An 18784-nucleotide genomic window follows, 5' to 3' on the forward strand; every position below is an offset into this window, starting at 1 on the left:
AAGGGGTTTATACGTCGAGCTGGTCGGCGACCGCGCGGAGGAGACCGGCGATCTGCTTGCCGGAGGTTTTGTCGGGGTAACGGCCCTTTTCGAGCATCGGCGTGATGTTCTCCAGGAGCGTGGTCAGATCCTGGACGATGGAGGCGAGTTCGTCGGGCTTCTTGCGCTGGGCGGCCGCGACAGACGGGGTGGGGTCCAGGATGGTGACCGACAGGGCCTGGTCGCCGCGCTGCCCGGCGACGACCCCGAACTCCACGCGCTGACCCGGCTTGAGCGTCTCGACTCCGGCGGGGAGAACCGAGGAATGGACGAAGACGTCACCGCCGTCGTCACGGGAGAGAAAGCCGAAGCCCTTCTCGCTGTTGAACCACTTGACCTTGCCGGTAGGCACGTCTGTCCTCGTCCTCGTACTCGTCGGAAAACTGCTTCTGAAACGGCTCTTGATAGCACTTGGGCGGGTCGTCCGTGACCCGCCGGTACCAAGGCTAATGGTCTTCAGGCCGGTGACAAGACGTCGCCCGGTTGTTCCTTCGCGCTGGGAACTACCCTGGTCCGGTGCGTGACAAAACCCAACCGAATTCCGCCGGGCCCGGTGACCGACTGATCCGTGCCGGTGCCGTCGTCTTCATCGTCGGAGCCGTGGCCACTCTGGTCACAGTGGCTCCGCTGTTCCTCGGTACGACGCCTTTTCCCACCTACATGTTCGGATTGAGCATGCTCATGGGCGCCGGCTTCCTCATCGCCGGAGCGGGGATGCTCCGGGCGATCGCGGCGGGGCGGCGTCAGGCGCGCGGCGCGTCGAGATAGGCCGAAAGCCATTCCGGGAACTCGCCGAGGCCGGTGAGTACGGCGTCGGCGCCCGCCAGCCGCAGTTCCTCGGCGTCGCACGGGCCGGTCGCCACCGTCACCGACAGCGCGCCGGCGGCGCGGGCGCCGCGGACGTCGCCGGTGTGGTCGCCGACGTACACACCCGCGCCGTGCTCGCGCAGCGCCGCCGCCTTCGCCTCCGCCCACAGGTCGCCGACCACCGCGTCGGGCTCGATGCCGAGGTGGGCGAGGTGCAGCTTGGCGTTGGGCTCGTACTTGGCGGTGACCACGACCGTGCGCCCACCGGCCGCCCGTACCGCCGCCATCGCCTCGTGCGCGCCGGGCATGGCGGGGGTCGCGGCGATGGCGATGTCCGGGTACATCGCCCGGTAGACGTCGGCGATCGCGGCGACCTCGTCCGCCGGGAACCAATGCCGCAGCTCCTGCTCCAGCGGCGGCCCCAGCCGGGTGATCGCGAGATCGGCGTCGATGTACGTCCCCGTCCGCTCGGCCAGCGCCGTGTAGCAGGCGTGGATGCCGGGGCGGGAGTCGATGAGCGTCATGTCGAGGTCGAAGCCGACGGTGAGCGGGCGCGAGGTCATGCCGGCCATTGTGCCCAGTCACCACACGGGCAGGTGAACGGGGTAGGAGGGAGCGCCCCCAAGAGGGGCTCGGGGAACTGCGTGACCGGCCACGACGGCGCCGCACCGAACCGACGACCGCCCCCGGTTCAGCCCTTGCGCTGCGACCGCCACACCAGGAACAGCGCCGACGCCACGGCCGCGCCCCGCAGCACCCAGGGCCAGGTCTCGGAGAGGGCCTCGTTCATGTGGCCGTCGGCGACGGGGGCGCCCCAACGGCCGTCGAGCCTGCCCCACAGCCAGCCGAATCCGGCGACGACCGCGGCGCCGGGCAGGACCATCACCGCCCACTTCATCTCCCACCTGGTCAGCCGGCGGGAGGCGTACGCGATGAGCCAGCCGAGGGCGAGCGGGAGCAGGTTGCCGAGCACGGCACCGGCGACCAGGAGAGCGGCGGCGAGCAGCAGGAGGGGGTTGTTCCACTTCCCGGGCGACGGCAGGAGCCGGCGCCGCGCGGCGGCCCGGCCGGTGTCCGGCTCCACCTCGGCCTCCGGGGCCTTGTCGACCACCGGCTCCGGCTCGGAGTCCTTCTCCTCCGGCGGCCTGAGCAGTTCCGGGATCTCCACGCCCCCGACGAACCCTGGCACGCTGTCGCCGACGCCGAAGGGGCTGCTGTCCACCCGCCACCAGTCGGGCTGGGTGGCGCTGTCCCCGAGTTCGTCCTCGCCCGCGCGGTGCGGTGGGGCGGGGGCGCCGGCGGGCGGGGGCGGGGCCTCCCGTTCGGCGGGCCGGGGCCGCGGCACGACCCTGCGCAGCCCCCTGACCTTCGGCCGCGGGTCCTTCTCCCGTGGCTCCCGTGGCTCCCGCGTGCCCCGTGGCTCCCGCGTCTTGCGCGGTTCGGGCACGGCGGCGGCCGACGTCTCCACCGTGCCGCTCCCGCCCTTCCCGGCGGCGTCGACCACCTCGTCCGGGCTGCCCATGCGGGACAGGATGCGGCGGACGGCGGCGGGGCTGTCGACGACGGACCTGGCGCGGCGCCGGCCGATCTCGTCGCGCAGCTGGGAGACCAGGTGCATCCGGGTGGCGGAGGGCAGCTGCCGTTGCTGAGCCACGTCACCGACGCGGCTCAGGTACTCGTAGACGACCTTGTCGCTCTCGATCCCCACGCTGTCCCCTCCGGGGCGGGTGTGCCGGTTTACGCGCGCACGACGTTAGCGCAGGGCGGCACACCCGACGCCACGTCAGACCGGCCCGCCCGCACGCGGGTTCGTGCCCCCGGGCGCCACGGCCGTACCGGCGAACGGCATGGTGACCGCACCGGCCGGGGCACCGGCAGTCGGCCCCGGCGGACCGCCGACCCGCTACCGTGGACCGGATGAGCACCGAGGAGAAGCCGGCGGCCCCGCGTTCCCTCGCGGAGGCGCTTCGCGCGCGGGACGACGACTCGCTGTCCGCGCTCCTGCGCGGCCGGCCCGATCTCATCACGCCCGTCCCCACCGACCTCACCCAGCTCGCCACCCGCGCCGGCACCCGCGCCTCGGTGGTCCGCGCCCTGGAGCGGCTGGACCGCTTCGCCCTCCAGACCGCCGAGGCCCTGGCCGTGGCGGCCGACCCGGCGACCTACGCGGAACTGCTCGGACTCATGGCCGGCGACGACGGCGACCCGCTCGTGACCGCCGCCCTGCCGCGCGGCCTCGGCACCCTGCGCGAGCTGGCGCTGGTCTGGGGTCCCGACGACCGGCTGCGCCTGGTGCGCACGGCACGTGAGCTGCTCGCCCCGACGCCGCAGCATCCGTCCCCGACCGGGCTGGGCCCGACCGTCCAGGAGGCGACGTCGGGGATGTCGCCGGGCCGGATCCAGGATCTCGTCACGGCCGCCGGGCTGCCCTCCACGCACGACTCCGTCTCCGCGACGGCCGCGCTCACCGGTCTTTTCACCGACCGCACCCGCATGTCCGCGCTGCTCGACGAGGCCCCGGCCGCCTCGGTGGAGGTCCTGGAGCGGCTCGTGTGGGGCCCGCCGTACGGCCAGGTCACCGCCGACCCGGCGCCCCGGCTGCGCTGGCTCCTGGACCGCGGACTGCTGCTGCCGACGGCGCCCGGCACGGTCGTGCTCCCCCGTGAGGTCGCCCTGCATCTGCGGGCCGGCCGGGCGCACCGCGCGCCGGAGCCGGTGGCGCCGCCCGTGGAGACGGCGGTCACGCACCGTCCACAGGTTGTGGACGCCACGGCGGCCGGGCAGGCGTACACCACTCTGGCGACCGTCGAGGAACTGCTGAAGGACTGGGACGAGGGCGGCCCGGCGGTGCTCCGGGCGGGCGGGCTCAGCGTCCGTGACCTGAAGCGGACCGCCGTCGCGCTCGACGTGTCCGAACCGGTCGCGGCGTTCTGGGTCGAGCTGGCCTACGCGGCGGGCCTGATCGCCTCCGACGGCGAGGCCGACGAGCGGTACGCCGCGACCCCGGCCTACGACGAGTGGCTCGAGCAGCCCGCCGCCCGGCGCTGGGCCCGGCTGGCGGAGACCTGGCTGACGGGGACCCGGACGGCCGGGCTCGTGGGCGGCCGGGACGCCAAGGACCGTGCGCTGGCCGCTTTGGGCCCGGGCCTCGACCGGTCGGCCGCCCCGGAGGTGCGGCACCGGGTGCTGGGCCTGCTGGCGGAGCTGCCGGAGGGCGCGGCCCCGGCGCGCGAGTCGGTGCTGGCGCGGCTGCGATGGGAGCGGCCGCTGCGGCGGGACCCGCAGCGTGATCCACAGCGGGACACCGGCCCCGACGCCGATCTGCGGGTGCGGCTCGCCCGGTGGGCGCTCTCCGAGGCCGAGTTGCTCGGCGTGACCGGGCGAGGGGCGCTGTCGGCGCACGGGCGGGCGCTGCTGGGGGCCCACGCCCCGGCACACGCGCCCGACGAGGAGCCCGAGGGCCCCGGCGACAAGCTGCCCGTGCACCACCGCCCCGTCCCGCGTCTCGAACCCCTCACCCCGGCCGAGCAGTCCGTCGCCTCCGCGACGGCCGCCCGGCTGCTCGCCCCGCTGCTGCCCGAGCCGCTGGACCACGTCCTGCTCCAGGCCGATCTGACGGCGGTGGCGCCCGGCCCGCTGCAGCGGCACCTCGCCGACATGCTGGACGTGCTCGCCGACGTGGAGTCCAAGGGCGGCGCGACCGTCTACCGCTTCACACCCGCCTCCGTACGCCGCGCCCTGGACGCCGGCCGCGCCGCCTCCGACCTGCACGCCTTCCTCACCGAGCACTCCCGTACGCCGGTGCCGCAGCCGCTGGCCTACCTCATCGACGACGTGGCCCGCAGACACGGGCATCTGCGCGTGGGCGCCGCCTCCGCGTACGTGCGCTGCGACGACGACGCGATGCTCAACGAGATCCTCGCCGACAAGCGGTCCGCCGGACTGCGGCTGCGCCGCCTCGCGCCGACCGTGCTGGCCGCGCAGGCCGACCCGGCGGCCCTGCTGGAGGGGCTGCGGGCGATGGGCTTCGCGCCCGCCGCCGAGTCCGCCGAGGGCGACGTGCTGATCACACGCGCACACGCCCACCGCACCCCGCCGCGCACCCCGCCCGAGCCGGTGCCCGAGGGCCCGCCCGCGCCCGACCCGACGCTGCTCGCTGCCGCGATCCGCGCGATCAGGGCGGGCGACCTGGCCTCGACGACCCCACGGAAGTCCCCGGAGCCCACCGCCGGCGGCGCCCTGCCGCGCACCAGCTCCGCCGAGACCCTCGCCACCGTGCAGGCCGCCGTCCTGACCGGCCAGGCCCTGTGGATCGGGTACGTCAACGCCGAGGGCGCCGCCAGTCAGCGGGTGATCGCGCCGGTGCGGGTGGAGGGCGGCTTCGTGACGGCGTACGACCACACTGCGGACGAGGTCCGCACCTATCCGCTGCACCGGATCACGGGCGTGGCGGAGCTGGCGGACGAGTAGCCGGCCTCACCCCTTCGGGCGTACACCGCGATTCATGCACGCCACGCCGGACACTTCCCACCCATGAGGGAGCTTGGGGAACGTCCCGCATCGCCGTGCCGTGGGCCGGGCAGCCACCGGGAGTCCTGATCATGCCCGAGCCGACCCGCGCAAGGGACTCGGGCGAGCACACCCGAAAGGAAACCCCCATGCGAGCTGCCCGTCGTGTCGCCGCCGTGCTGACCACCACCGCCGTGATGCTCGGCGCCCTCACCACCCAGGCCGCTGCCATCGCCATCGACGTCGCCGGACTGGTCCTGGAGACGCCGCAGATCTGACGCGCCGCGCGTCCATCGGGCCGGTCCCTGCGTCCCGGGCCCGGCCCGCCCCGACAGACCCCCCTGAAAGGTCCTGACGTCCCCATGCGTTCCAAGCTCCCCGCCCGCGCCCACAGTGCCCTCGCCGTCACTGCCGCCGCCGTGGTGACCGCGGCCGCCCTCGTCGCCGTGCTCGTGCCCGAGGCCTCCGCGGCGCCACTGCCGCTGCCGATCGCGCAGGCCGGCGAGCCCCTCGTCAACGTCGACGGGCACGTCTTCGCCCAGCCGCTGATCAACAACCTCACCCTGCCCACTCCGAGGTAGCCCGGCGCATCCGGTAGCTGTCCCCTTCGAGGCGGACGATCTCGGCGTGGTGGGCAATCCGGTCCACCATCGCCGGGGCGGCGGGACCGCCGAACACCTCGTCCCACCGCGCCGGCGGGCGGTCACCGGTCACGACCAGCGAACCCCGCTCGTAGCGGTGCGCCACGAGCCGGAAGAAGAGCTGCGAGGTGTCGGCGTCGAACGGCAGATAGCCGACCTCGTCGACGATCAGCAGGGCGTAGGCGTCGAGGCGGCGCAGTTCGTCGGTGAGCCGGCCGTCGGCCTGCGCCCCCGCCAGCCGCGCCGCCCACTCGCCCGCGGTCGCGAACAGCACCCGGTGCCCGGCCTGGCAGGCACGCACCCCGAGGCCGACCGCGAGATGCGTCTTGCCGGTGCCGGGCGGCCCGGTGAAGACGACGTTGCGGCGGGCGGTGACGAAGTCCAGCTTGCCGAGCCGGGCCACGGCCTCGCGGTCGAAGGACCGCAGATGCTCGGCGTCGAAGTCCTCCAGCAGCTTGCGGGCGGGGAACCCGGCGGCACGCAGCCGGTCCTCGGCACTCGGCGCCTGGTCACGCTGGGCCGGGATGACGGCCTTCTCGGGCGGTCCGGCCTCGGCGGCGCGTTGCTGGTGTGGCTGGTGGGAGGAGTGATGGGCCCGCTCGGCCTGCGCCGCCATCGGCCCCGACATGTACGCCAGGATCGCCGCCGACGCGATGAACGCCATGTGAATCACCGTGCCCCACAGCAGGGAGTGCCGGGAGGTGTGGTGCACATCCACGAACATCTGGAGCAGATGCACCGACGAGATGCCCACGATCGCCGTGGCAAGCTTGACCTTCAGCACGTTGGAGTTCACGTGTGAGAGCCATTCCGGCTGGTCACGGTGGCCCTGGAGACCGATGCGGGACACGAACGTCTCGTAGCCGCCGACGATCACCATGATCAGCAGATTGGCGATCATGACGACGTCGACGAGCTTGAGCACGGCGAGCATGACGTAGGTCTCTGTCGCCTGCCCGGTCACGCACCGGAGCACTAAGGCCCAGAGTTCGTTGAAGAATTTGTAGACGTACACCCCCTGGGCGGCCACGAGGCCGAAGTACAGCGGAGCCTGCAGCCAGCGTGTGGCGAACAGCGCGTAGCCGAGCGTGGTGGTCGGCGGGGACGGGGCACTGGTGATGTCCTGCACGCCGTGCACAACGATCAGGCACACTGGACGTTTGGCCCGCGCGGAAGGAATGTAAGTACGTGAACGGTCCACTCATCGTCCAGTCCGACAAGACTCTCCTGCTGGAGGTCGACCACGAGCGCGCCGACGACTGCCGTCGCGTGATCGCGCCGTTCGCGGAGCTGGAGCGCGCGCCGGAGCACATCCACACCTACCGCGTGACCCCGCTCGGGCTGTGGAACGCGCGTGCCGCGGGCCACGACGCCGAGCAGGTGGTGGACGCGCTGGTGGAGTACAGCCGCTACCCGGTGCCGCACGCGCTGCTCGTGGACATCGCCGAGACGATGGACCGCTACGGGCGGCTGACGCTGAGCAAGCACCCCGCGCACGGGCTGGTGCTCACCACCACCGACCGGCCGGTGCTGGAGGAGGTGCTGCGCTCGAAGCGGATCGCACCGCTGGTCGGCAGCCGTATCGACCCGGACACCGTGGCCGTGCACCCCTCCGAGCGCGGGCAGGTCAAGCAGGTGCTGCTGAAGCTGGGCTGGCCGGCCGAGGACCTCGCCGGCTACGTCGACGGCGAGGCTCACCCGATCGAGCTGGACGAGGACGGCTGGGCGCTGCGGCCGTACCAGAAGCAGGCCGTGGAGAACTTCTGGCACGGTGGGTCCGGGGTCGTCGTCCTGCCCTGCGGTGCCGGCAAGACGCTGGTCGGCGCCGGGGCCATGGCGCAGGCGAAGTCGACGACGCTCATCCTCGTGACCAACACCGTCTCGGCTCGGCAGTGGAAGCACGAGCTGGTGAAGCGGACCTCGCTGACCGAGGAGGAGATCGGCGAGTACAGCGGGACGAGGAAGGAGATCCGGCCCGTCACCATCGCCACGTACCAGGTGCTGACGACCCGGCGGAAGGGTGTCTATCCGCACCTGGAACTGTTCGACTCCCGTGACTGGGGACTCGTCGTCTACGACGAGGTGCATCTGCTGCCCGCCCCGGTCTTCAAGTTCACGGCGGACCTCCAGGCGCGGCGGCGGCTGGGGCTGACCGCGACGCTGGTGCGGGAGGACGGCCGGGAGTCGGACGTGTTCTCCCTGATCGGGCCGAAGCGGTTCGACGCGCCGTGGAAGGAGATCGAGGCGCAGGGGTACATCGCGCCCGCCGACTGTGTCGAGGTCCGGGTCAACCTCACGGACTCCGAGCGGCTGGCGTACGCGACGGCCGAGCCCGAGGAGAAGTACCGCTTCTGCTCGACGACCGAGACCAAGCGCAAGGTGACGGAGGCGATCGTGCGCCGGTTCGCCGGTCAGCAGATCCTCGTGATCGGGCAGTACATCGACCAGCTCGACGAGTTGGGGGAACATCTCGGCGCGCCGGTGATCAAGGGCGAGACGTCCAACGCCCAGCGCGAGAAGCTTTTCGACGCCTTCCGGCAGGGCGAGATCAGCGTCCTGGTCGTCTCCAAGGTCGCCAACTTCTCCATCGACCTGCCCGAGGCGACCGTCGCCGTCCAGGTGTCCGGGACCTTCGGCTCGCGGCAGGAGGAGGCCCAGCGGCTGGGTCGTGTGCTGCGCCCGAAGGCCGACGGCCACCAGGCGCATTTCTACTCGGTCGTCGCCCGGGACACGATCGACCAGGACTTCGCGGCCCATCGCCAGCGGTTCCTGGCCGAGCAGGGGTACGCGTACCGGATCATGGACGCGGACGAGTTGCTTGCCGGGAGCTGACGCCCGAGCAGCGTGCGCAGGGCCGCGGCGGTCAGCGCCGCCAGGCCCAGGAGCGGGTAGGGCGAGGCCAGCGGCTGCTGCCACCAGGGGAGCTGGAGGTCCAGGTCGCCCTGGTGCGGCACGAGCCACATGCTGCGCGCCGTGAAGAGGAACGCCACGGCGAGCGCCAGCCGGATGCGGCCGTCCGCCAGCAGTACGGCGATGACGGGGACGCACCAGACCCAGTGGTGGGACCAGCTGATGGGTGAGACCAGCAGCGCGGTGACGGCCGTCAGGAGCAGGGCGTGGCGGTCGTCCGGTGTGCGGTGGACCAGCCACAGGGCGGCGGCCGCGACGACCAGCGCGGGCGCCAGCCAGGCGGAGCCCGGCGCCGGGTCGCCCAGTGCGCGGGCGAGCAGGCCCTGGAGCGACTGGTTGTCGATGATCCAGGGCTTGCCCACCCGGTCGGTCTGGTAGAGACGGCGCAGCCAGAAGTCCGCGCTGGCGCCGGGGAGGACCAGCGCGCCGAGGGCCACGGTCGCCGCGAGGGCGGCGGTCGCGGCGGCGGCCTCGCGGTGGCGGCCGCGCAGCAGCAGATACGCGATGAAGACGGCCGGTGTCAGCTTGATGCCGGCCGCGATGCCCACGGCCACCCCCTTGCCGGCGGCGGCGGGCGGGCGGGTCAGGTCCCACAGGACCAGGCAGGCGAGGGCGAGGTTGATCTGCCCGTAGAGCAGGGTCTGGAAGACCGGCTCCAGCCAGAGGGCGAGCGCGGTGACCGCGCAGAGGGCCGGAAGGCGCAGCGGGCGGCCGGCCAGGCGTGCGGAGAGGTGGACCAGACAGGCGGTGAGCAGCATATTGGCCGCGAGGAAACCGGCCTTCAGGGCCGCGACGGGGATCCAGGCGGCAGGGGTGAACAGGAGTGCGGCGAAGGGTGGATAGGTGGCGGGGAGGTGCCACCGGGTGACGGTGAAGCCGTAGAGGTCATGGCCGTGCAGGACGGCCGCGCCCTCGGCCCGGTACACCAGGGCGTCGGCCATGGCCGGGTGGCGCCCGACGCACAGGACGGCGAGGGCCGCCACGGAGACGGCCAGGAGTGTCACGGGCGCTGCCGAGCGTGGTCGTCTCGTCACGTCGTGACACTAGACGCTCACTTGCGGCGGACGCCCGCCTCCTCGCCGTACTCACCGAGGATGACCACATCGAACGCGGCGCCCGCGAACACCCGCACGGCCCGCAGGGCTTCGCCGAGGCGATGCCGGTGGCTGCCGGTGAGGGCCGTGGCACCGGAGGGGCGGTGCGGAGCGGGGGCCGGGGTGAAAGTCGCTGCACTCATGTGTCCATGGTGGGTTTCGCACCGTGAAAGCGGCATCGGTCTGGGGACCGAACCTGGACGGCCCCGGGGTAGCCCCTGAGAGGGAGCGGTGGCCCCGAGGGGGAGGACTCGGGAGGACCCGTCCCCTAGGGGCCGTGGGGATGCGCCGGCCGCGGGCGGGGTGGCGCGGCCGGCGGCAGAAAATTCGTTGGCCCGCCCTCGCCCGCTCACCTAGAATCTCCGCTCTTGCCCGCCTCCCTCGGGGAGCGCCGCCACCCGGCCGGAAACCGGGGGCATCCCGCATCGCACCCCTAGCTCTCCGGAGGCACCGCCGTGTCCACGCCCGCCGCCGATCCGCTCAGCCGTGAGCGCTCCCACCTGTCCGCGTCCCGTGCCGCGCTGCGGGCCATGCGGGAGGACGTCGAGTCCCTCGACATCGGTGACGTCACCGCGAACTGGGTCAACGCCCAGATCCTGGAACGCCAGATCGGCGAGCGCATCAAGGCCCTCGCCGACCTCAGCCACACCCCGCTGTTCTTCGGCCGTCTGGACTATCTGCACGCTCCGGGCGCGGAGCGGGCCGAGGGCGCGGGTGGCGAGCGCCTACGGCCGGAGGACGCTTACCGGACACTGCACATCGGGCGCCGTCACGTGCACGACGCGGACGGCGACCCGATGGTGATCGACTGGCGTGCGCCGGTCTCGCAGCCGTTCTACCGGGCCTCCAAGAAGGACCCGATGGACGTCGGACTGCGCCGCCGATTCGGTTACACCGGCGGCGAGTTGACGGCCTACGAGGACGAGCACCTGTCCGACCCGGCCGAGGCGGCGCAGGCCAGCAAGCTGCTCCAGCGGGAGATCGAGCGCCCGCGTGTCGGCCCGATGCGCGACATCGTCGCCACCATCCAGCCGGAGCAGGACGAGATCGTGCGCAGCGGGCTGGGCGGCACGGTGTGCGTGCAGGGCGGCCCCGGCACCGGGAAGACCGCGGTCGGCCTGCACCGCGTGGCCTACCTCCTCTACGCCCACCGCGACCGGCTGGCCCGCACCGGCACCCTCGTGATCGGACCGAACCGCTCGTTCCTCCACTACATCGAGCAAGTGCTCCCGGCGCTGGGTGAGTTGTCGGTCCGGCAGGCGACGGTCGACGACCTGGTGGCGCACGTGGAGGTGCGCGGCACGGACGACGCGGCGGCGGCGCTGGTCAAGGGGGACGCGAGGATGGCGGAGGTGGTCCGCCGGGCGCTGTACGCGCACGTGACGATGCCCTCCGAACCGGTCGTCGTGGTGCGCGGGTCACGGCGGTGGCGGGTGTCGGCGTCCGAGGTCGAGGAGATGGTGCGGGAGTTGCTGGACCGGGGCATCCGGTACGGCGCCGCCCGCGAGGCCCTGCCGCAGCGGATCGCGCACGCCGTGCTGGTGCAGATGGAACGGTCGGGTGAGGCGCCGGACGACCGGGTGCAGGACGCGGTGGCCCGCAACAGTGCCGTGAAGGCGGCGGTCAAGGCGATCTGGCCGGCGGTGGAGCCGGCGAAGCTGGTGCTGCGGCTGCTGACCGACGCGGACTACCTGGCCGCGCACGCGGAGGGCGTGCTGGACGAGGACGAGCGGAAGACGGTCCTGTGGGCGCGGGCGGTGCGGTCGGTGAAGGCGGCCAGGTGGTCGGCGGCGGACGCCGTGCTGATCGACGAGGTGAAGGACCTGATCGACCGCACGCCGTCCCTCGGCCATGTCGTGCTCGACGAGGCGCAGGACCTCTCCCCCATGCAGTACCGGGCCGTCGGCCGCCGCTGCACCACCGGCTCCGCGACCGTCCTCGGCGACCTGGCGCAGGGCACCACGCCGTGGGCGACGCGCAGCTGGCATGAGGCGCTGGCCCACCTGGGCAAGGACGACGCGGTGGTCGAGGAGCTGACGGCCGGTTTCCGTGTCCCGACGGACGTGATCGCCTACGCCTCACGGCTGCTGCCGCACATCGCGCCCGGGCTGACGCCGGTGGCGTCGGTGCGGGAGAACCCCGGGGCGTTCGAGGTGCGTCAGATCCGGGGCGACACGGACGTGGTGGCGGCCTGCGCCGAGTCGCTCACGCACGAGGGCTCCATCGGCCTGATCGCCGCGGACGCCCGGATCCCGGCGCTCGCGCAGGCGCTCAGGTCGGCGGGGATCGACCACCTCGCCCCCGGCGAGGAGACGTCGAACGAGACCCGGCTGACCCTGGTCCCGGCCTCCCTGGCCAAGGGCCTGGAGTACGACTACGTGGTCCTGGACGAACCCCAGGCCGTGGTCGACGGCGAGCCGGACGAGCGGACGGGCCTGCGCCGGCTGTACGTGGCGCTGACCCGCGCCGTGTCGGGGCTGACGGTGACGCATGCGGCGCCGCTGCCTGCCCAGCTCAGCTGAGTCCGGCCCCGACGCGGGCCTCCGTGCCGCCCGATGCCGGCGCCGGTCACCTCGGTGCCGGCCGGCCGGCAGCCCGGGGCGGCACGTATCACCCGCCGTCCAGCACGCCCCGCCACTCGGCGACCGCCGCCACCGACACCGGGCCCTCCCAGCCGTCGGGGCGCGCCGCGCCGCCGATGTGGAACGCGTCGGCCCCGGCGGCCACCAGCCTGGGCACGTGCTCCAACCGCAGGCCGCCGCCCACCAGGATCTGCTGCTCGTACCCCGGCTCGCCGCGCCGCCCCGCCTCGGCGAGCAGTACGGGCAGCCCCTCGTCCACGCCGGCGGCCGCCCCGGCCGTCAGATAGGTGTCCAGCCCGGGCAGGCCGTCCAGCGCCTTGCGCAGCGCGTCCCGGTCCGCCGCCCGGTCGATCGCCCGGTGGAACGTCCACCGGCACCCCTCCAGCACGCCGACCACGCGTTCCACGGCGTCGAGGTCCACCCCACCGTCGGGGTCGAGGAACCCGAGGACGAACTCCTCGGCCCCGGCCTTCCGCATCCGCCCGGCCACCTCGACGAGTCGCGCGATCTCCCCGGCCGCGAACCCGTCCGCCAGTCGCAGCATCACGCGCAGCGGAATGTCGACGGCGGCCCGGATCGCGACGAAGGTCTCGACGGACGGCGTGAGCCCGTCCGCCGCCATGTCGGTGACCAGTTCGAGGCGATCCGCACCTCCGGCCTGGGCGGCGATCGCGTCCTCGGCGTCGAGGGCGATCACCTCCAGGACTGCACGCGTGCTCATGGCACCCCTTTCTTGGGCATTCCCCGAAGCGGCTACAGGTCTAGTCCAATATCAGGGTACGCCCGCGGGGATCGAGCTCGCGAGACGGCGTCGCGCCGGTACCGGGGCCGAACCGGCGCCGGCGCCGCGCCGCTCAGCCGAAGATGTTCAGCTCGCCCACCTGCACGCCCGCCAGCTCGAAACCGGCCGCCTCCACCGACCGCCCCGAGTACAGCCGTACGAGCGTCGACGCGTCGCCGATGTACCGTCCCGGCGGCCGGTCCCCGCTCACCTCACCGAGCCGCAGCGGCTCGTCCAGGTCGTCGAGGTCGGCGTGCAACGCCACGTGTCCCCGCTCCCGCGTGATCCGCACCAGCAGTTCGAGCGCGTGCGGCAGGCCCTTCCCGGCGTACGCCTCCGGCTCCCCGAGCGCCGCGCGCACATCACCCGCGTGCACCCACTCCCCCAGCGCGAGCCCGTCCAGCGCGCCGCCCGCCTGGGCGATCACCGGCCCCGCCTCGGTCATCCCGCGCTCCAACTCGTCGACGACCTGCGCGTCGGTCCAGCCGGCGCGCTCGGCGATGTCCCGGTCGTTCGACTCGGGCGAGAACACGCCCTCCTCGAACCGCCCCTGGACCGCGCGCGTCAGCACCGCCGAGCTGTGCGCCAGCACATCGCGCACCGTCCACCCGGGGCACGCGTCCGCCGGTGTCGCGAAGTCCCCCTCCGCCCGCCCCCGCAACCACGGGATCAGCTGATCCCGCTCCACCACCAGCAGCCGCCCCGGCAGCTCCGGGTCCCGTACCTCGCCGTGCATGTCAGCAGAAGTCATGCACCCACGCTAGGCGCAGAATTGACGGCATGCCCGAACCCAGCACGCTTCGCGTCCGCTTCCGTCAGGCGCTGGAGGCCGCCCGGGGCCCCGAGGGCGGCCCCGACCCGGTTCCGTACGCCGACGATCTGATCGCCCGCTGGCAGGAGCCGCAGCGGCACTACCACACGCTGACCCACCTCACCGCGGTCCTCGACCACATCGACGTACTGGAGAAGTACGCCGACGACCCCGCCCTCGTCCGTCTCGCCGCCTGGTTCCACGACGCGGTCTATCTCCCGGACCGCTCCGAGAACGAGGAACGCTCGGCCCGGCTGGCCGAACGCGCGCTGCCCGAGGCCGGCCTGTCCGAGGCGGGGACCGCCGAGGTCGCCCGCCTGGTCCGCCTCACGGCGGGTCACGCCGCGGCCGACGGCGACCGCAACGGCCAGGTCCTCTGCGACGCCGACCTCGCGATCCTCGGCTCGCCTCCGTCGGTGTACGCCGCCTACACGGCCGCCGTCCGTGAGGAGTACGGCTTCGTCCCGTCCGACGCCTTCCGCGCGGGCCGCGCCGCCGTCCTGCGCGACCTGCTCGCCCTGCCTCGCCTGTACCGCACCCCGTACGGCGCGGAGCACTGGGAGGCGACGGCCCGCTACAACGTCACCTCCGAGCTGGAAATCCTGTCGTCCTGAGGAGGTGCCGTCGCCTACTCTGCGCCGCATGGCAGACACGGGTGGGGAAAAGGTGCGGCAGGCCGTCGCCGGCGCCGTCGCGGTGCTGCGGACGGCGACGGACCGCGACTGGCGTGCGGTCGACGCGGGCAGTACGACGTGGAGTTGCCGTAGGACGGCCGAGCACGTCGCGGGCTGCCTGCTGGCCTACGCGGGACAACTCGCCGGACGCGCGCGGGACGCGTACGTGCCCTTCGAGATCACGCTCGACGGCGACGAGGACGGCCTCGACCCGGCCGACAACGAGGGCGTGCTCCAAGTCACCGAGACCACGGGCGCGTTGCTCACGGCGGCGATCCGCACCACGCCCCGCGAGGTGCGCGCCTTCCACCCGTACCCCTTCCGCAGCGCCAACCGCGAGGGCTTCGCCGCCATGGGCGTCGCGGAGGTCCTGCTCCACACCCACGACATCGCCCAGGGACTCGGCCTGGCCTACGAGCCGCCGGCCGAGCTGTGCACCTACGTCCTCGGCACGATCTTCCCGCACGTCCAGCCCGCCACGGACCCCTGGCGCACCCTCCTGTGGGCCACCGGCCGCGGCGACCTCCCGGGCCGCGCCCCGGTCACCGACTGGCGCTGGAGCAACAACCTCGTGATCCCGGCCGGCCGCCTCACCCTGGAAGGCGTCACCCCGCTCGCGGCCGCCGACCTCGCCGCGGGCGGCGACGGCGGGTTCGAGTGGGTCGAGGGCGGTCCCTTCGAGGGCACCCGCGAGGCCGCGGGGATGACGGCGAAGGCGTACGAGGCGGGCGTCCACCGCCCGGAGTTCGGGCTCTTCGTCCTGGTACGCCACGAGGACGGCCGCGCGATCGGCGGCATGGGCTTCCACGGCGCTCCCGACGAGGACGCCCGCGCCGAGATCGGCTACGACCTCGCCGAGCGGGCCCGCGGCCTCGGCTACGCCACGGAGGCCCTGCGCGCCCTGGCGGACTGGGCCCTGGCCCGGGAGGACGTACGGTCCCTGTTCGCGACGGTGGACCTGGACAACGTGCCGTCGCAGCGGGTGGTGGAGCGGGCCGGGTTCGTACGGGTGAGCGAGGGCGAGGACGAGCAGGTCGCCTACGAGCTGCGGCGGGCCTGAGCACGGCCGTACGGCCCATCGACTCACCGGCCCCTCGACTCACCGACTCCCCGGTCCGACTGCTCACCGGCCAGTCGGCCTACCGGCCCTTGGGTCTGCGCAGTCCCGCCCCGTGCAGCAGGCGCACCACTTCCCTGCTGCTGACCTCCACCGCGCCGGCGGCCACCGCGTCGGCGTAGCGGTGGGACGGGATGTCGTAGTGGTCCCGTTCGAAGGCGCGGCGGGGGACGCCCAACCCGTCGGCGAACGTGTGCAGTTCGTCGTAGGAGAGATCGCTGACGAGGTGGGACCACATGCGTCCGTGGCCGGGCCAGGTCGGCGGGTCGATGTAGATCGTCAAGAGGCGGAGGCACCACCCGTGGCCGCCCCCAGGGAACCGACCGCCGCGACCTTCACACCGGCCTTGTGGCACACCCAGTGCGGGTCGGGTCCGAGTTCGGGTTCGACGTCCAGGGCGTGCGGGTCGCCGGAGCCGCAGACCGGGCACAGGGGCCAGCGGCCGTAGCGGTCGAGCAGCGCGTCCTGCACGTCCTGGGCGATCAGCCCGGCGACGTACTCCGCGCCGTCCGGCCACTGTTCCACCCACCAGCGCCGCTGTACGACGGACTCCTCGACCAGCGAGACGACGTCCGCCTCGGCGACCTGGCCCGCGACGAGGTCGGCCAGCACGAGGGCGCGGGCGGCGTGCAGCGCCTGCTCCAGGGGGCTGATGGGGTCCATGCCCCCATTGTGCGCACTCTTGACCACAACGCCGAGCCGAAAATATCTTTCACCTGTGACCCGTGAAGTGAAGGAAACTTTCGGCAACGGCGGCCGGGCCCGGCCCGGCGCGGCCTCCGGGCCCGGCGCGGCGCCCCGGACGAGTCCGCCCGCGCCCGCCGCCCTCGCCGCCAAGGTGCGCACCCTGGCCCCCTCCATGACCCGCTCCATGCAGCGCGTCGCCGAGGCCGTGGCGAACGACCCGGCCGGCTGCGCGGCCCTCACGGTCACCGGCCTCGCCGAGCTCACCGGCACCAGCGAGGCGACCGTCGTGCGCACCGCCCGCCTCCTCGGCTACCCCGGCTACCGCGATCTGCGCCTCGCCCTCGCCGGCCTCGCCGCCCAGCAGCAGTCCGGGCGCGCCCCCGCCATCACGACCGACATCGCGGTCGACGACCCGATCGCCGACGTCGTCGCCAAACTCGCCTACGACGAGCAGCAGACCCTCGCCGACACGGCGGCCGGACTCGACACCGCGCAGCTCGGCGCGGCGGTCACCGCGCTCGCCGCCGCCCGGCGCACCGACGTGTACGGCATCGGCGCGTCCGGGCTGGTCGCGCAGGACCTCACCCAGAAGCTGCTGCGCATAGGGCTCATAGCCCACGCGCACAGTGATCCGCACCTTGCCGTGACCAACGCCGTGCAGCTGCGCGCCGGGGACGTCGCCATCGCGATCACCCACTCCGGGTCGACGACGGACGTCATCGAGCCGCTGCGGGTGGCCTTCGAGGGCGGGGCCACGACCGTGGCGATCACCGGCCGCCCGGACGGGGCCGTGGCGCAGTACGCCGACCACGTCCTGACGACGTCCACGGCTCGCGAGAGCGAGCTGCGGCCCGCGGCGATGTCGTCCCGGACCAGTCAGCTGCTGGTCGTGGACTGCCTGTTCGTGGGGGTGGCGCAGCGCACGTACGAGACGGCGGCACCGGCGCTGTCGGCGTCGTACGAGGCGCTGGCGCATCGGCATCGCAGTGGGCCGCGGTAGCTCGTGACGCCGGGCGCGCCGGGCCTCTGGCTCCCGGCGCGCCCGGCCCGTACCGAAAAGTCGCCGACCAGACATCGAAGAGAGCCGCTTCTCCATGACCTCGACCTCCGACCCCCGTGATGTGCAAGCGCAGTTGGAGACCCTGACCACCGAGGCGTTCCGGCCCGAGCTCGCCGAGATCGACAGGCTGCCCACGCTGGAGATCGCGCAGTTGATGAACGGCGAGGACACCCTGGTGCCGGCCGCGGTCGCCGAGCGGCTGCCCCGGATCGCCGCGGCGATCGACGACATCGCCGCCCGGATGGCCCGCGGCGGCCGGCTCGTCTACGCCGGCGCCGGTACCGCGGGCCGCCTCGGCGTGCTGGACGCCTCCGAGTGCCCGCCCACCTTCAACACCGACCCCACCAGGGTCGTGGGCCTGATCGCGGGCGGCCCCGAGGCCCTGGTCACCTCGGTCGAGGGTGCCGAGGACTCGGGTGACCTGGCCCGGCAGGACCTGGACGCGCTGCGGCTGACTCCCGACGACACCGTGGTCGGGATCTCCGCCTCCGGCCGCACCCCGTACGCCGTGAGCGCCGTCGAGCATGCCCGTGCGCAGGGCGCCCTGACCGTCGGCCTCGCCTGCAACGCGCACAGCGCCCTCGCGGCCGCCGCCGACCACGGCATCGAGATCGTCGTCGGCCCCGAGCTGCTCACCGGCTCCACCCGTCTGAAGGCCGGCACGGCACAGAAGCTGGTCCTCAACATGCTCTCGACGATCACCATGATCCGGCTGGGCAAGACCTACGGGAACCTCATGGTCGACGTCCGCGCCTCCAACGAGAAGCTGCGCGCCCGCTCCCGCCGTATCGTCGCCCTGGCCACGGGCGCGTCGGACGAGGAGATCGAGCGGGCCCTGGCCGCCACCGACGGCGAGGTCAAGGCCGCCATCCTGACGATCGTCGGCGGGGTGGACGGCGACACGGCCGCCCGCCTCCTGGAGGACTCCGCCGGCCATCTCCGCGCGGCCCTCGAAGCGAGCTCCCGCTGACCGCACGGCAGCCTTCTCCGGCCGGCTGCGGAACACGATGGGGTGGGAAGCCGGTGGTGTACGAGTCCGTCATGGGCTCGTACCATCGCAAGCCCGCGTCAT

At 73.4% G+C, this 18784-nt stretch carries 19 protein-coding genes and 1 pseudogene; 10 read left to right on the forward strand and 10 right to left on the reverse strand.

Going from position 1 to position 18784, the window contains the following annotated elements; all coding sequences use genetic code 11:
- Positions 1 to 7 precede the first annotated feature (7 nt).
- A complete protein-coding gene (locus tag ACFV6X_RS08570) occupies positions 8 to 391 on the reverse strand; it encodes a cold-shock protein (protein WP_015659627.1) in 384 nt (127 codons plus the stop codon).
- A gap of 164 nt (positions 392 to 555) precedes the next feature.
- Between ACFV6X_RS08570 and ACFV6X_RS08575 the strand changes: the two genes are divergently transcribed.
- On the forward strand, positions 556 to 807 hold the full coding sequence (locus ACFV6X_RS08575; RefSeq protein WP_365451743.1) for a hypothetical protein: 252 nt from the start codon (positions 556 to 558) through the stop codon (positions 805 to 807).
- On the opposite strand, the gene ACFV6X_RS08580 is transcribed toward ACFV6X_RS08575, so the two are convergent.
- Positions 783 to 1418, reverse strand: coding sequence for an HAD family hydrolase (locus ACFV6X_RS08580; RefSeq protein WP_385379557.1), 636 nt, complete (start codon positions 1416 to 1418; stop codon positions 783 to 785). The two genes, ACFV6X_RS08575 and ACFV6X_RS08580, sit on opposite strands and share 25 nt — an antisense overlap.
- Before the next feature lie 119 nt (positions 1419 to 1537).
- The gene (locus tag ACFV6X_RS08585) at positions 1538 to 2554 is read right to left on the reverse strand and encodes a hypothetical protein (protein ID WP_385379560.1); all 1017 of its coding nucleotides are present in this window, start codon (positions 2552 to 2554) and stop codon (positions 1538 to 1540) included.
- A 209-nt stretch (positions 2555 to 2763) separates the two neighbouring features.
- On the opposite strand from ACFV6X_RS08585, the gene ACFV6X_RS08590 reads away from it, so the two are divergent.
- The 3 genes from ACFV6X_RS08590 to ACFV6X_RS08600 all read left to right on the forward strand — a co-directional run bounded on the left by ACFV6X_RS08590 (position 2764) and on the right by ACFV6X_RS08600 (position 5936).
- Positions 2764 to 5316, forward strand: coding sequence for a helicase-associated domain-containing protein (locus ACFV6X_RS08590; RefSeq protein WP_385379562.1), 2553 nt, complete (start codon positions 2764 to 2766; stop codon positions 5314 to 5316).
- 188 nt (positions 5317 to 5504) lie between these two features.
- Positions 5505 to 5633 (forward strand): hypothetical protein, encoded by a 129-nt coding sequence (locus ACFV6X_RS08595; protein ID WP_365451735.1) that lies wholly within the window; start codon positions 5505 to 5507, stop codon positions 5631 to 5633.
- Between the two features lie 84 nt (positions 5634 to 5717).
- Positions 5718 to 5936 carry a hypothetical protein gene (locus ACFV6X_RS08600; RefSeq protein WP_385379566.1) on the forward strand — a complete coding sequence of 73 codons (219 nt, stop codon included), beginning with the start codon at positions 5718 to 5720 and terminating at the stop codon, positions 5934 to 5936.
- On the opposite strand, the gene istB is transcribed toward ACFV6X_RS08600, so the two are convergent.
- Positions 5914 to 7125, reverse strand: a complete 1212-nt coding sequence (gene istB / locus ACFV6X_RS08605; RefSeq protein ID WP_385379569.1) for an IS21-like element helper ATPase IstB — start codon at positions 7123 to 7125, stop codon at positions 5914 to 5916. The genes ACFV6X_RS08600 and istB overlap by 23 nt on opposite strands.
- Positions 7126 to 7184: 59 nt before the next feature.
- Between istB and ACFV6X_RS08610 the strand changes: the two genes are divergently transcribed.
- Positions 7185 to 8828, forward strand: coding sequence for a DNA repair helicase XPB (locus tag ACFV6X_RS08610; RefSeq protein ID WP_385379572.1), 1644 nt, complete (start codon positions 7185 to 7187; stop codon positions 8826 to 8828).
- A gap of 20 nt (positions 8829 to 8848) precedes the next feature.
- Here the strand turns inward: ACFV6X_RS08610 and ACFV6X_RS08615 are convergent.
- Together ACFV6X_RS08615 and ACFV6X_RS08620 are read right to left on the reverse strand one after the other, a co-directional pair.
- Positions 8849 to 9940 (reverse strand): annotated as a pseudogene (locus ACFV6X_RS08615) (glycosyltransferase 87 family protein); the annotation flags it as partial.
- Positions 9941 to 9957: 17 nt separating this feature from the next.
- A complete protein-coding gene (locus ACFV6X_RS08620) occupies positions 9958 to 10143 on the reverse strand; it encodes a hypothetical protein (protein WP_365451729.1) in 186 nt (61 codons plus the stop codon).
- A 312-nt stretch (positions 10144 to 10455) separates the two neighbouring features.
- Between ACFV6X_RS08620 and ACFV6X_RS08625 the strand changes: the two genes are divergently transcribed.
- Positions 10456 to 12522, forward strand: coding sequence for a HelD family protein (locus ACFV6X_RS08625; protein WP_385379575.1), 2067 nt, complete (start codon positions 10456 to 10458; stop codon positions 12520 to 12522).
- 88 nt (positions 12523 to 12610) lie between these two features.
- Here the strand turns inward: ACFV6X_RS08625 and ACFV6X_RS08630 are convergent, their stop codons facing one another.
- Positions 12611 to 13303: a copper homeostasis protein CutC gene (locus ACFV6X_RS08630; RefSeq protein ID WP_385379578.1), complete on the reverse strand. Its 693-nt coding sequence runs from the start codon at positions 13301 to 13303 to the stop codon at positions 12611 to 12613.
- Positions 13304 to 13436: 133 nt separating this feature from the next.
- Positions 13437 to 14114, reverse strand: coding sequence for a maleylpyruvate isomerase family mycothiol-dependent enzyme (locus ACFV6X_RS08635; RefSeq protein WP_385379582.1), 678 nt, complete (start codon positions 14112 to 14114; stop codon positions 13437 to 13439).
- Positions 14115 to 14143: 29 nt separating this feature from the next.
- Here ACFV6X_RS08635 and ACFV6X_RS08640 point away from each other — a divergent pair, with 29 nt between their 5' ends.
- The gene (locus ACFV6X_RS08640) at positions 14144 to 14788 is read left to right on the forward strand and encodes a hypothetical protein (RefSeq protein WP_385379584.1); all 645 of its coding nucleotides are present in this window, start codon (positions 14144 to 14146) and stop codon (positions 14786 to 14788) included.
- 28 nt (positions 14789 to 14816) lie between these two features.
- Positions 14817 to 15908, forward strand: a complete 1092-nt coding sequence (locus ACFV6X_RS08645) for a GNAT family N-acetyltransferase (RefSeq protein ID WP_385379587.1) — start codon at positions 14817 to 14819, stop codon at positions 15906 to 15908.
- Between the two features lie 79 nt (positions 15909 to 15987).
- On the opposite strand, the gene ACFV6X_RS08650 is transcribed toward ACFV6X_RS08645, so the two are convergent.
- Both ACFV6X_RS08650 and ACFV6X_RS08655 read right to left on the reverse strand, forming a co-directional pair.
- Positions 15988 to 16248: a DUF4031 domain-containing protein gene (locus ACFV6X_RS08650; protein WP_385379589.1), complete on the reverse strand. Its 261-nt coding sequence runs from the start codon at positions 16246 to 16248 to the stop codon at positions 15988 to 15990.
- Positions 16245 to 16628 carry a hypothetical protein gene (locus ACFV6X_RS08655; RefSeq protein WP_385379592.1) on the reverse strand — a complete coding sequence of 128 codons (384 nt, stop codon included), beginning with the start codon at positions 16626 to 16628 and terminating at the stop codon, positions 16245 to 16247. Before ACFV6X_RS08655 ends, ACFV6X_RS08650 begins: the two co-directional genes overlap by 4 nt.
- A 55-nt stretch (positions 16629 to 16683) precedes the next feature.
- Here ACFV6X_RS08655 and ACFV6X_RS08660 point away from each other — a divergent pair, with 55 nt between their 5' ends.
- Positions 16684 to 17652: a MurR/RpiR family transcriptional regulator gene (locus ACFV6X_RS08660; protein WP_385379595.1), complete on the forward strand. Its 969-nt coding sequence runs from the start codon at positions 16684 to 16686 to the stop codon at positions 17650 to 17652.
- A 94-nt stretch (positions 17653 to 17746) separates the two neighbouring features.
- On the forward strand, positions 17747 to 18682 hold the full coding sequence (murQ, locus tag ACFV6X_RS08665) for an N-acetylmuramic acid 6-phosphate etherase (RefSeq protein ID WP_385379598.1): 936 nt from the start codon (positions 17747 to 17749) through the stop codon (positions 18680 to 18682).
- Positions 18683 to 18784 lie beyond the last annotated feature (102 nt).

The sequence above is a fragment of the Streptomyces sp. NPDC059861 genome (genome assembly GCF_042731435.1).
Classification (GTDB): Bacteria; Actinomycetota; Actinomycetes; order Streptomycetales; family Streptomycetaceae; genus Streptomyces.